The 12740-nt window shown below is 33.4% G+C and carries 15 protein-coding genes; all 15 read right to left on the bottom strand.

The features are described from left to right. The coding region (locus H8718_RS18595; RefSeq protein ID WP_249334448.1) for a BppU family phage baseplate upper protein at positions 1-1246 on the bottom strand (1246 nt) is incomplete at its 3' end. Positions 1247-1250: 4 nt separating this feature from the next. Beyond that, a complete protein-coding gene (locus H8718_RS18590) occupies positions 1251-1490 on the bottom strand; it encodes a hypothetical protein (protein ID WP_249334446.1) in 240 nt (79 codons plus the stop codon). After that, positions 1487-2560 carry a hypothetical protein gene (locus tag H8718_RS18585; RefSeq protein ID WP_249334444.1) on the bottom strand — a complete coding sequence of 358 codons (1074 nt, stop codon included), beginning with the start codon at positions 2558-2560 and terminating at the stop codon, positions 1487-1489. Before H8718_RS18585 ends, H8718_RS18590 begins: the two co-directional genes overlap by 4 nt. After that, complete coding sequence (locus H8718_RS18580; RefSeq protein WP_249334442.1) at positions 2553-5249, bottom strand: hypothetical protein; 2697 nt, start codon at positions 5247-5249, stop codon at positions 2553-2555. Before H8718_RS18580 ends, H8718_RS18585 begins: the two co-directional genes overlap by 8 nt. Before the next feature lie 15 nt (positions 5250-5264). Beyond that, positions 5265-7598 carry a phage tail tape measure protein gene (locus H8718_RS18575; RefSeq protein WP_249334441.1) on the bottom strand — a complete coding sequence of 778 codons (2334 nt, stop codon included), beginning with the start codon at positions 7596-7598 and terminating at the stop codon, positions 5265-5267. A gap of 185 nt (positions 7599-7783) precedes the next feature. Then, a complete protein-coding gene (locus H8718_RS18570) occupies positions 7784-8161 on the bottom strand; it encodes a hypothetical protein (RefSeq protein ID WP_249334438.1) in 378 nt (125 codons plus the stop codon). A gap of 72 nt (positions 8162-8233) precedes the next feature. Beyond that, positions 8234-8809 carry a major tail protein gene (locus tag H8718_RS18565; protein ID WP_249334436.1) on the bottom strand — a complete coding sequence of 192 codons (576 nt, stop codon included), beginning with the start codon at positions 8807-8809 and terminating at the stop codon, positions 8234-8236. Beyond that, complete coding sequence (locus H8718_RS18560; protein ID WP_249334434.1) at positions 8794-9156, bottom strand: hypothetical protein; 363 nt, start codon at positions 9154-9156, stop codon at positions 8794-8796. Before H8718_RS18560 ends, H8718_RS18565 begins: the two co-directional genes overlap by 16 nt. Beyond that, a complete protein-coding gene (locus tag H8718_RS18555; RefSeq protein ID WP_249334432.1) occupies positions 9156-9572 on the bottom strand; it encodes a hypothetical protein in 417 nt (138 codons plus the stop codon). Before H8718_RS18555 ends, H8718_RS18560 begins: the two co-directional genes overlap by 1 nt. Continuing rightward, on the bottom strand, positions 9569-9898 hold the full coding sequence (locus H8718_RS18550) for a head-tail adaptor protein (protein WP_249334431.1): 330 nt from the start codon (positions 9896-9898) through the stop codon (positions 9569-9571). The genes H8718_RS18555 and H8718_RS18550 overlap by 4 nt, the downstream gene beginning before the upstream one ends. Positions 9899-9909: 11 nt before the next feature. Then, the gene (locus tag H8718_RS18545) at positions 9910-10200 is read right to left on the bottom strand and encodes a head-tail connector protein (RefSeq protein ID WP_249334430.1); all 291 of its coding nucleotides are present in this window, start codon (positions 10198-10200) and stop codon (positions 9910-9912) included. Then, a complete protein-coding gene (locus tag H8718_RS18540; RefSeq protein ID WP_249334429.1) occupies positions 10187-10360 on the bottom strand; it encodes a hypothetical protein in 174 nt (57 codons plus the stop codon). The genes H8718_RS18545 and H8718_RS18540 overlap by 14 nt, the downstream gene beginning before the upstream one ends. A 10-nt stretch (positions 10361-10370) precedes the next feature. Then, positions 10371-11519 carry a phage major capsid protein gene (locus tag H8718_RS18535; RefSeq protein WP_249334428.1) on the bottom strand — a complete coding sequence of 383 codons (1149 nt, stop codon included), beginning with the start codon at positions 11517-11519 and terminating at the stop codon, positions 10371-10373. Positions 11520-11521: 2 nt separating this feature from the next. Continuing rightward, positions 11522-12097 carry an HK97 family phage prohead protease gene (locus H8718_RS18530; RefSeq protein ID WP_249334427.1) on the bottom strand — a complete coding sequence of 192 codons (576 nt, stop codon included), beginning with the start codon at positions 12095-12097 and terminating at the stop codon, positions 11522-11524. Continuing rightward, complete coding sequence (locus tag H8718_RS18525) at positions 12081-12575, bottom strand: phage portal protein (protein WP_249334426.1); 495 nt, start codon at positions 12573-12575, stop codon at positions 12081-12083. Before H8718_RS18525 ends, H8718_RS18530 begins: the two co-directional genes overlap by 17 nt. Positions 12576-12740 lie beyond the last annotated feature (165 nt).

Here is a 12740-nt window from a genome sequence, read left to right as displayed (position 1 = left end):
TCGTAAAATCTTTCCCCATTGTTTTAAGCACACCCATATACTCTTCACGTAAAGTGCGACCTGTTGACATTTCTACATGGTCTTCATCGCTTGCAAGTTTTAAAATACTTGTTTTACCTTCTGAATCTGTGGTACGAAGTTCTTTTATAGATTCTGGGTTGTTAAGGACTTGGAAGATATGTTGAATTTCTTGAGTGGTAAGCTGGCGATTGTAAACTAATACGCTCGCATCGTTAAGCTTGGAACCATAAAACATGGATAAACTATTAATTATCCCCTCCGTCTTCAGGTCACACTTTTTTATTTCTGTTACTCCATTTATGGTTTGCGACATGCTTAAAATTCCATCAAGAAGAGACACAACAATAAAGCATTTATGTCCATACACTGTTTCTACTAGTGGATTGGTTGGATTTGTTGATAATTGGTATCTATTCCATTCTAGTTTTTTTCTAAGAGTAAATAAACCTGCATCAAATAGAAAACTAATATTTTCAAAATCAGCATTTACAATAATAGTTCCATTTTTAGCATCAAGACTCGGACACGAAACTGTAGTCGTAGTTTTAATGCAGAACGCACTGCCTATCAGCCCATCTTTCATAACCTGATTCTTAATAAAATCAAATTTTGTCTGAGCTGTACCATCTATGGTTAACATACCTTGCAGTCTGTCACCTTCTGCCTTGGCATAATCACCTTGTTCTTTAGCGTAATTACCATTGTCTATAATTTGATTGGCTTTACTTTCAGCTTGATTAGCCGTAGTCATTGCGCTTTCTGCCGTTTTCTTAGCTTGCTTTGCTACTTCATCCGCGCTCGAAACCTCTAGAATCATATTTTGTAAAATACTATAGTTTGGGTCTGCTTGGACAGTCGTATTATTCATTAGGCTCTTACGAACATTATATTGAAAACGTGGGGTAGTAAGTCGTAGCGTTTGATCGGAACTATCATAAATTTGTATCTCAGCCATTACATTTCCTGGTCGTGAGAACATACTTTGTAGTAATACAATCTTTACTTTGCCATTAGATGCATCTACAATTGTACAATCTTGTTGTTGGCCTTCAATAACCATTCGAACCATACATCCATCTAAGTTATAAGCTGTAATCTTATCTTCAAGCAATACAAACTCTAGCACACTTTGTCCATTATCCCCTGTGGTAAATTCAATCAACTGATTATTATTAAGAACACCTTTATAAATATCTAGTAATATGCTATAGCTTTTTGGTTTCATCTCCTCACCCTTTCTTATACATTAATCTCCCTATAATAAGAATAGTCCCACTAACATATTGAATGTATACTCTATCTTTCACATCCACATTAGCGAGACTATTATAATAAGTTTGTCTTACTTCTTCTTCACCATCTACTCTTATTTTAATGCCCTCTTCTGTAACTTCTTCAACTGTAGCAAATAATGCTTTTTGAGTAGTGTCAGGCTTTTTCATATCCTTTAAAGCATTTGCTATATTCAATTTAATGTCACCAACCTTTTTACTCTATGTGTCATAAGCGAACCACTTTCAAGTTTAATATTAAAATGCTGTTCTATGAATATACCGTTCAAATGTTCTGACCTTAAGTCTAATATGTCATAACTTTCATGATGAGGCATATTAAGCGTATAAAAAGTAACTTCTTCATAAATTTGATTAGCATTAAATGCAGCCTTTCTTGTAAGGTTGTCTAATTCTATTTGATTTACTACATTATCAACCTGCTTACTATCAGTTATTTCCATCTTTCTCTTGGTAACACTAAAATCACTTGTAGGGTCAGCATTAATGTATATAGATACCAATTCTCCAAGAGTAGGATGTGATACAAAACGTTTAAATACATTTGGTACCTTCCAGTAATCAATTAGACTTTCAATGTTTCCACTAAGCACACTCATATGATCTTCTTTATAGATATAACCTACATTAGATGGAGAAGGTTCTATGTACTTCTTACTTATAAACCATCCATCCGAATTTACACTAAGCTTAGTGTAATTTATTTGTTCTGCTATGTAATTAAACCATTCTAACTTATTTTTACTATCATCTACAATTAAATCTTCTTGTAGTGCATGTTCTGTGCTTTGGATATTGATTTTAGTAATGCCACAACTTATTATGAAATATCTTAAGACCTCTCCGTAATTTGTACCTTTCAAAAAGACTTTCTGTGCTAGTACTTGTGATTGCTGTAATATAATAGTTTCATCATAGCATTGAGCCCTAACTACACCATTACTACTATTTGTTTGAACCATTAAAAAAACACCTAAAGGCCACCACTTAATTGTATCTCCCACCATAACTCCCATGAAAGGTTTTATTCTATCACTTAAGTAGTTCACTTTTGATGATTCTTTAAAGTTTATTGTTGCTGATTTCTGTATATCAGCTACACAGTCTAACGAGACATCACCACTAACAAGATATAAATCATCCTTCTTTATTCCATACATATCAAGTAATTCCAACCTATAAAATTCATGTCTACTTCCATATTTACAATGCAGTATATCTTGTTCAAGTTGTGACAGTTTAATCATAAGTTATCACCTCGTTATAATCTACTTCTATAGCTTGTATAGTATATTCTATACCTAGCATATCAATTGTATAGGAAGGATTCGTAATGCTTAAATAAAGTTTCTGACGCTTATCTCTATAAAGAAATATTTGTCTTCTCTTGCACATTTCTAAAAACTTAAAGAGTTCTTTTGAGGTAAATTTAAGATTATAAGTATTGTTAGAGTGTTCCCCAAATACTAATACAGGTAACTCTCTACCATTTAATACAAGTTGTGTACTTGCTAAATCAATGTTCCCTTTAAATTTAAATTCCTCTCTGCTTACTCCTACTTGAATCGTATCATACAATGCATCAATAGTAGCCATTGTTCCTGTAGTTATCCTGCATTCTACATAAACTTCATTGCTATCTTTATATACATCACTATCCGTTACTCCTTTAATTGTGTAAATACACTCCTTATATGCTGTATAATCGGTATAAGATGTTGTGTCAGTCATAGCAATTACTTCGTTATTACGGATAACATAAAATTTTTGGAATATGCCATTACTGCTCCATGATAGCTGTACAGAGTTTTTAACGGGAATTGCATTAAGATTAATAGATGTAGCTATGCTAGTATTGACTGAAAACTCCTTACTTCCATAATCACTTTCAAGGCTAAATTGATTCATAATTTTAATACGTGCCGTATACGTGCCATTAGGTAAGTATTCCATTACCTTATGTTCTGATACAAGGCCATTCTGCCAATCTGTGCTATAAATAACAACACCTTCTCTTAATATGTCCAATATGTACCCTTGCTGGTCCTGAGTATCCCAAAGTATTATAGGCCTATTAGTCTTAAACATACTCCCAGAAGTTATAGTAGGAATAGGAGGTTTGCCCTGTACAATCCACTCGGCTTTTTTAGTGATGTGCTTTTCCACCCCTGCTCTTGTACGATACGTTACTGTAAGTTCCATACTATGTTTACCTGTTTGAAGTACTCCTGCTAACAGAATTTTCTCTTTTTCAGTCGTACCTGTATAAGTTGTAATTCCGTCTATAACCAGCTTCCATTTGCTTTGATTTTGAGATGTCCACCAAACACGAGTAGGATTATCCCTTTCTGTTATCACTCCATCTGGTTCCAATGCTCCAATACTAGGTAGTGTTTCGGTAAGCGTAGCTGTTATCTCTTTCCATTCTGTCCACCTATCTTTAAAGGCAACCCTTACCCTAAATCTGTGCAAGCCTGTAGTAAGTGAACTAGGTGATATAATAACACTTGTTGTAGTATTTCCACTGTAATTTTTTACTCGATCATCATTTTTATATATTTCAACTTCGTATTTCTGTTGGTTCGCTGAATTCCACGAGAAGATAAGTTCTAAATCGACATTGCTACCACTCAAAGAAATATCATTTACAACAGCTTCTATATTTTTTAATGTAACAGTTCTTTCACTACTATTAACATATCTATTAGCATAAGCAACTGTAACTTTAATCGTATAAGTACCTTCTGCAAGTTGCTCTGCTTCAATAGTATAACTAGTGGATGTAGTCCCTGTATAGGTTTTTACTACTTGATTAGATTTCAAAACTTCTATTTTAAATTGTTGCTGATTTGTTGATTGCCAACTCACCTTAATAGGATTTTCCCAATACTCACCTTCTACAAGTAAATTGGTTATAGTTGCCTCAATATCTTTAAGACTAAAGGATACTTCTTGCCAACCTGAATAATACTTAACGCCTGCATAGGTTCTATAAACTCTAACCCTCACACTTGCTGGCAATGTCCCACCGAAAGTATTTGCTGGTATAGAAAAAGATGAAGCATTTCCTCCATTACCACTGCTAACTTTTTGGTTATTATAATAAGCTTCCCACTCGTATCCTTCTTGATGAGTGGAACGCCAGTTAACCGTGATTGGTCGTTCCCAGTACTCCCCTATCATTGCTAGATTATCTATTGTAGGATAGCTTACTATTAGATTATCTAACTTAAACTTTAAAAAGGCCGAGTCTGAACCTTCATTTAATTTAGTAGGCCCATTACTTTCTAGCAATAATCCTGCGTATACCCAAACATAATATTCTAAAGATAAGTCTGTAATCGTTCCTGCGGGAATATCTACAAATGTTCCATTACTTGCACCTTTAAATAATTCAACGTATTCTTTTCCGTTATAGCTATAAAGTTCAACGTATATCCCATTAACATTATCTGTTCGGGTTACTCTAATTGCCTTGTCTACTTCACTGCCCGTTATTGTTACTTGCCCGCTTTTTACACCAGCTATTTCTTTAGTGCGAAACTCTGTACCTATAACAACAGGAGTATTGTAATTTGCAATGCCACTGGTGATAGTTGCATCAAGATTTCCACCATTAGAGTTTAAATAGTTTATAAAGGAAGTAGGATTAATAGCGATACTTAAATCTTGATAGATATTTCTACTTATCGTATCTTCATGCCTAGATGTAAAACTTCGGTTAATTATTTGATTATAAACAGAAACAGTCGCATTTACAGTCTGGTCTCTTTTTACATCATGTACTAATATACTTAATGATGAAATTTTAGCAGTACCACCCCTGTCAATAAGACCGTTGTTATAGTCATTGATGAACTTTTGGAAGTTCATTCTACTTTTAGTAGATGATAAATCACTATTTACTGTACTAGGATTAAACATTACATATGCCATCTATTCTCACCCCTTCTACACTAGGCCTTTTCTGGCTAAAATTTGAATTTGTTCAAATAGATCATTTGCGCTATTAGTCTGTATAGTTACATTATTTAAATTATACGTCGTTATATTTTTGTCATTAGAGGACATTTGCTTGGTCTGAATATCATTTGCAACCTTAGCCCCTCTCCTCAAAAATACACGTTCTTTTCCATGTTCTCCTACATCATAATAACCATCTTCTTTTACAAATTCTGTTCCTATAGCATACCCGCCTTTAGTTGCACTGTTAGCACTTAAACGCATATTACCTATGCTCGAATTCATAGAGCCAATATTATTAGCAATACCATTCATTGTGTTTTGGATTTCTCCACCTTTTCCACTTAATACACCCCAAATAGCAAGCAATGCTGTAAGTGCTGCAACAACTCCAAGGATAGCTGCCCCTACCTTGATAATTTTCATTTCCAACGGACTAAGTCCACCACTTACTTTATTTACAATGCTACTAACACTATTTACTGTACTCATTGTTTCATTTACAGTCTTAATGACTGTTCCTATTGTAAGGGCTAATGTTCCTAATACTGCAATAGTTGTTACAATAGTCGGTGGTGCTTGGCCTATAATGCTGATAAATCCTGTTACCATATTAATAATAGGCTCGAATGCACTGCCTGATTCAATTAGTGTATTTTTTAATCTATTAAATGCCTCACTTAAATCTTCACCTGGTGATTCCAATGCTCTTAATGCCTCTTCTGTTGTCCCACTTGCACCACTAATAATTTCTAGATTTTCACTAAATTGAGCCATTCCTTCCTTGGATGTAAGTTGTAATACAGCATTAAGAGCTTCTGAACTTCCAAATAAACTTGCCATAGCTTCCGTATCGCCCCTACATCCTTTTTCAATATCTCTGAGGAATTTTACAAATCCTCTAGATTGCAAACTTGATAAATTAAAGCTTATCCCTAATTCATCAGCCATATCTTTCGCTTCTTTTGTAGGACTAATTACTGCACTTAATATAGCCTTTAATGCTGTAATGGATTCACTTGTTCCTACACCTCTCGTTGTAAGTACAGATAATGCAGACCCTATTTGTGCAAACTCAACATTTGCAGTTGCTGCAAATCCTGCTACATCACCAAAACTTGACCCTAGTTCACCAATTGTTGTCTTAGCAAGCTTTTGAGTAAGTATCATTTGGTCTGAATATTTATTTACTTCCTCCACGCTTGAACCATAAGCATTTAATACAGTTGTCATTAAGTCAGCTGCTGTATTAATATCTGTAAAACCTGTCTTAGCTAATTTTGCACTTCCTTCAAGAACTTTCAAACTGTCTGCAGTAGATATATTGGCACTTACAATCTCATATAACGCATTAGCTGCTACTTTGGCATCAACATTAATAGTGCTACTTACATCTAATACGCCTTTTTTTAAATCATCAAAGGAAATTTGTGTTTCATCTGCTATTGTTTTGACTTTTGAAAACTCTTGATCAAAACTCATAGACATAGTTGCACTTACAACTCCTATACCAGCCATTGCTGCCCCTATTTTTTGTATGCTTGAAGCAACACTTTCAATATTAAGACCAGATTCTGATAAGATCTTCTCAAAAGTTTCCCATTTGCGAGATAAGACGCCTAATTTTGTATCTTGTTCCTTCAATTCCTTTGTAACATTATCAATATCTTTTCTAATATTGATTAATTCCGTTTCTGCCCTTTTTAATTGAGTCGTTTTTTGTACAATAGCTTTTTCATTTAAACCTTCTGATTTAGTCAACTCATCTAATTCAGACTTTAATTGTTCTACGACTGTTTTTTGTAGTTTAGCCTTATCATTATAATAATTCTGTTGTTCAATTAATGCTTTTAATTTATCTGCAGTCTGCTCTACACTAACCTGCTGAAGCTTAAATTCTGCATCTAGTAATTCTAACTTGTCAGACATTTCTGCTGTAGATACATTAAATCCATCTATTTTCTCTTTTGTTTGTTCTAAATCACTTTGATATTTTATAAGTGTAGCTTCTGCCTTTTTTAACTCTATTGTTGTATTAACGATAGATTTACTGTTATCACCTTCTGCTTCATTTAGCTCTTTTAAATAATTCTTAAGTTCATTGACTTTATCTTTCTGTAATTCAATCTGTACAGATAACTTTTCATGAACTAATGTCAAATGGTCAAGGGCTGTACCATTTGCCTTCACATCCTCACTTGATCGTCTAAACTCAGCATTCAGCAAGGCCATCTGCTTATTAATATCCTGTGTTGCATCTTTTAACTGTGTATACTCACATTCAAATATGATAGATCTTTTATAGTTTTTAAAGTTTGACATATCCCCCCTCCTTTCTTAACTTAAAAAATCATCTAGGCTTTCACATTCTATATCATCTTCTCGTTCTTTTTTGTTAGGGAATTTTATATGAATCTGCTTATAGATATGTGCTAAAGTACTCTCATAAAATTCTCTTGAACTTCTTTGCATGACAACACAATATAAATAAAATAATAAATCAAAATCTATACTTCCTTTTTGTTCTGATCTATCATCCTCTCTAGTTCCGCTATGTACTTTTTTGTAAACTCTTCGCCCCCAACATTCCCACAACATCTTACAAATGCATCTGTTACTAAATTAATAAGCTGTGAACCACAGTTGCATACAAGTAACTTAGCATCATCTAGTGTAAAATCTCTTCTATTTGTCTTAATACCTGCATAGAGTAGCTTAGCACCTACATCATAAGGATTTTTTATTGCTTCATTTGATAATGACACTAAATTACCAAATTCATCATTTAAAATGATTAAAGCATCTACATTAATAAAGCATTCAAATGTTTCATCTTCAAAATCAATAATAATAGGTTCTACCCTTTTACATGTTATCTTAGCCATAAATGAATCAACTCCTTAAAATAAAAGAACATACACTCCCTAGCATATGTCCTTTTAATAATTTCTTTTTAATTACTCTCGTGACTCTATTGTATCTGTAGTTTGTACTTGAGTAAAAAAGTCTTGAAGCATTTTTTCTGTTACTTCTTCATTCTTGCTATTAATCTTTGTATAATACCGCCCTATACTTTCATGCTCAAAAGCTGTTATGGTTACTGTGTCATTAGATATTTTAATATTATCTTCTCTTTGTTCATCAGTATCTTCAATCGGATTTGCCTTGCAATAAATAAACCATATCAGTTCTCTTACTCCTTTTGCTTTTTCGATTTCCCATCCCATAGCAAAAGGTTTGGCTTTGTCTCCACTACTACCACTTTCTACACCATTAGTAATGCTTAAACCTTCAAACCATGCACGCCATTTTTGCGGAATATCATTATGATCCATAGCAATCTCATAACTTGTTTTAGAACTTTCTATATCCTCTAGCCTACCATCTCCATATTGTACACCTTTAGAAATAGTTGGCTTTCGTGTCGCCTTCCTAAGCCCAGGTACTAACTCAGGTTTTCCAAACACTAATTCTGTTCCATGTTCTGTTACTTCTGCTAAATATAAGTTTTTAACATTTATTGTTTTTCCCAAGATTCCATAACCTCACTTTCACTATAATTAAAAATAAGAACCTTATGATATAACTTAGTGTTATCATCTAGGTGCTCTGTGTTATCACTTCCATCTTCAAATAGAAATCCTGCATCTATAAGTAAAGTTTTTACTTGATTCACTGTCACACTATAATCAACTTTACTATAGACATCAACTTGCAATTTACCACTTTCATCTAATGTTATACCATCTCCAAATAAACAGCCTACTTCTCCAAAAAAATGATAATCAATAACAATTCCTTTATCGTCGAAAGGTGGTGTATCATTCCATCTCAATGGTAGTTCTAGTTTTTCTAAAATATTAAATACCTTATTAATCATTAAAACCCAACTTTCTGCAACTCATCATCAATGATAGCCTCCATCTCTAATTCAGCCTCTTTAAGTGCATCATCAATAAAATGTGTTGCTCTGTTTCTTTTACCCACCAGCTTGTTGTAAGAGCCATCATTTACAATATGCCATAAAGTACCAGTCATTTTGCCACCTTGAACCTTTAATACCTTATCTCCATATTTATTTTTAGCTACATTTATATGTACATCATCTGCCATATGTTTATAGTCTTCTTCTTGGGTCTTACTTCTTAGTATATTAAGATTGCCTACTATCCTTGCTTTAACTATCTTAGCTAATCTATGCTGTATGCTCTGACCTGTTTCATCACAAGCATTAATCATGTTATCTAACATAACATTTAGCTTTCCACCATCTTCATATCTAAGTCTCATACTCATAAAATCACCTGCTTCTTTGCTGTAGCAACTAATATGAATGAAGGATCATCTTTAAGTTGTTCAAATCCTAATATATTGTAAATAACATCTTTATGTTTAATGTACATACTTTCTGTAATGTCATTTCTGATTCGCATGATAAAGTTAACATGTATTGTGTTATGTTCAATTCCTGACTTTATACTTTCTTTACCTAACAATTCCGTTTTCTTTGCCCAAATATTATGGGCTATCACTTCATAATGAGGTTCTAGCATTTCTACAGGGCCTTTAGATTTAGGCTTAATACACAAATCGATTTTATGTCTTAATTCTCCTATATTCATCTAACATCCTCCTACAAAAGATTATGGGAATGCATATCTAGTATAGATTTAGCCACAATATTGGGTGCAATGGTAACCTTAGTATTTTTTTGAGCGTACATTCTGTTGTCATACATATCTGAAACAAGTACATAGATTACAGCTACAATATCATCATAGGAATCCATCTGTTCATCAGTCATACCTGTATAAGATTTCACATAGGATTTTGCACTTTCTAAGAATATACCAATTAATGGGTCATTAAACTCAAGTTTTAAGTAGTCTTGTAGGTCACTCTCTTGTATCTCACTTACTTTCATCTTTCTTCACACTCTTTTTAGTTGTTTTTTTTGTTCCTATTTCTTCAATATATCCACAAGAAAGAAGGTCTTTTAAGACCTCCTTATCTGTAATTTCTCTTTCTTCTCCAGGATACATCGAAAGTTTTCCAACAAATCCTATTGTTGCTCTAACTTTCATCTAATCCCTCCTATGCTCCCATTTCAAGCACTGCTACCTTTTGATGTTCTGTAACTTTCGAATCAAATTCAAACCATGCAACAACACCTACTGCATGTTGTGTAGCATATTTTTCTTGTAATAATTTAATTTCAATGTTTTCTCTAAAGTTAACAGATAACGCACTTAAATCACCATAAACGATAGCTTTTGCTGAACTTTCCATCTTTGGCATATTATCTGATAAAAATACTGGTTTACCAAGTAATCTATAAGGGAACTCCCCTGTAATATCATCTTGTAGTAAATATCTATTATTTCCATCTTTAAGTTTTTTAATGGCTGTAAAAGTTTCACTATGCATAATCCAACAAGCATTACCTTGATAAGCTTGTTTCACTTGAGCTTGTATATCAATTAATTCATCTGCCGTAATTGCTGTTCCAGAGGCAGCTGTTTTCTTATTTGTTGTATATGTAATCCCTTGGGCTTTACTTGAACCATCACCAACTAATAATTGTTTTTCAAGAAATTCTGCAATTTTTTCTGCCATATGAGATACAATAAATCCTACAACATCTACATCAGCATTATTAATAACTGATACACCAATAAGCGTTAATGCTCCCGCTAAATAGCCTTCTAAATCAACACTTGTAAACTTACCAGCATCAGCTGTAAGCTCTGTAAACTCAGCTTGATAACCTACTGCAATATCGTGTGAATCATTTGCCTTTCCCCATACTGGAATTTTAAGAGTACCCTTAACATGATACATAGTAGCTCTAGCTAAAATAGGACAAATATCCGTAACCTCTTTAATAATACGTTTTGCAATAGTTACTGGAATAACTGCACCATTATTACCCATTGTTACATTTTGCTCACCTGAACGTGTTTCATTAATTTGTCCACGTATATAGGTTTCAAATGCTCTCGTTTCCATTTCCTCAACAGTTTCTTTTTTCTTTTCTTGAGGTAACTCACGTTTTTCTATAGTTTCAGCTTCTTCTAATGCCTTAATGGTTTCATCTAACGCTCGAATTTCCTCTTTGCTTTCTGAATACTTTGTTTCCTCTTCTGGTGTGAAGGCTCTAGTCTCTGTTTGTGCTGCTGATAAAATTGCTTTCATTTCTTCTAATTTTGCATTTCTTTTTTCAATCATAGCTTTTAATTTCATACTTATTTTCCTCCTAATGATAAAACTTCAATTTCTCTTTCATAATTTTTATAATCTATAGCTTGTTGCTGTTTTCCTTTTATATTTACTTCTACGTGGTCTTCTGCCCCGCGTTCCTCCAAAACATCACTTTCTTCACCTCTTAACTCAATTGATGTTGCAATATACGCAGGCATTTTATCTAAGATAGATACTTCTCTAAGTTCAATATCACGTAATACTCTCTTAGCTTCTTGTATTTTAGGCTTATTATCCTTAAATCCAAATGACCATCCTCTTAGTTCACCTTTCTGTGCTTTAGTAATTACCTCTGGATCTGTTATAGTTGCTTTGGCATATAGTCCAATACTATCCTCTCTTAACTCTAATGTTCCATCTGTGGTATTTCCTAAAACTCGTCCATGATTAAATCTTAATTCTACAGCTTTACCACTGTTCAATGCTTTTTGGAATGTACCCGCTTCAACTTTTTCAGTATAGCTACCAAAAGGACTAGGTATCAGCCTACTTTCTCTTTCTACTGCATTAACATATCCTTCAACAATTGCTTCTGTTGCGCTTCTAATCTCCACTTTCATTATCTTCACCCCCTTTCATCTGTGACATGTTGTTTAGGTTAGCTATAGCATTCATATTAGGTGTGTAAATTTGACCTGTTTTAGGATCGAGTAATACATCTTGCAATCCTAATTTCACATAATTAAATCCTAGTGGTTTGTAATCTAATTCATATCTTACTTCATCAATCTGTAAGATATTTGCTTGAATGGCTATTTGATATGCTCTAAATAATTTTTCAATATCTCCTTTTAACTGTTCTTTACAATCAAAGGCAAAATAATAGCCCTCACTCTTTTCTGTTTCTAAGAGTAAAGACTTATTCAGTGCTATTGCAAAAGCTGTTATGATTGGTAATATACAGTTTTTAATGAACTCAGCTTGATCTTGCTCACTAGCTGTTCCATTTATAATCTTGCTTGACATAGTAAAAAGCTTACAAATCTCTTCACTATTACTTTTTTTATGTAAGCGGTTAATAACTGAGTATATTTCCATACTTCCTTATTAATGAGATAATTACTCCAAGACATTCATTGTTTTGGAGTCTTTTACTCTAACTCTATTTGAAATAAGGAGGTACTCTTATTGAGAAAGACCAGTCAAGAAAAAATAAATCTTTGGACATCACGTATTATGGAGTGTCGTAAAAGTGGTCTTCCT

The organism is Zhenhengia yiwuensis, from assembly GCF_014384995.1.
Taxonomy (GTDB): Bacteria; Bacillota; Clostridia; order Lachnospirales; family Cellulosilyticaceae; genus Zhenhengia; species Zhenhengia yiwuensis.
The sequence above is the reverse complement of the archived record's forward strand: the minus strand, read 5'-3'. Positions and strand labels throughout refer to the sequence as shown.

Coding starts and splice junctions, on each gene's coding strand:
- H8718_RS18585 (WP_249334444.1), bottom strand. CDS start 2,560: ATGATTAAACTGTCACAACTTGAACAAGATATACTGCATTGTAAATAT.
- H8718_RS18580 (WP_249334442.1), bottom strand. CDS start 5,249: ATGGCATATGTAATGTTTAATCCTAGTACAGTAAATAGTGATTTATCA.
- H8718_RS18575 (WP_249334441.1), bottom strand. CDS start 7,598: ATGTCAAACTTTAAAAACTATAAAAGATCTATCATATTTGAATGTGAG.
- H8718_RS18570 (WP_249334438.1), bottom strand. CDS start 8,161: ATGGCTAAGATAACATGTAAAAGGGTAGAACCTATTATTATTGATTTT.
- H8718_RS18560 (WP_249334434.1), bottom strand. CDS start 9,156: ATGATTAATAAGGTATTTAATATTTTAGAAAAACTAGAACTACCATTG.
- H8718_RS18555 (WP_249334432.1), bottom strand. CDS start 9,572: ATGAGTATGAGACTTAGATATGAAGATGGTGGAAAGCTAAATGTTATG.
- H8718_RS18550 (WP_249334431.1), bottom strand. CDS start 9,898: ATGAATATAGGAGAATTAAGACATAAAATCGATTTGTGTATTAAGCCT.
- H8718_RS18545 (WP_249334430.1), bottom strand. CDS start 10,200: ATGAAAGTAAGTGAGATACAAGAGAGTGACCTACAAGACTACTTAAAA.
- H8718_RS18540 (WP_249334429.1), bottom strand. CDS start 10,360: ATGAAAGTTAGAGCAACAATAGGATTTGTTGGAAAACTTTCGATGTAT.
- H8718_RS18535 (WP_249334428.1), bottom strand. CDS start 11,519: ATGAAATTAAAAGCTATGATTGAAAAAAGAAATGCAAAATTAGAAGAA.
- H8718_RS18530 (WP_249334427.1), bottom strand. CDS start 12,097: ATGAAAGTGGAGATTAGAAGCGCAACAGAAGCAATTGTTGAAGGATAT.
- H8718_RS18525 (WP_249334426.1), bottom strand. CDS start 12,575: ATGGAAATATACTCAGTTATTAACCGCTTACATAAAAAAAGTAATAGT.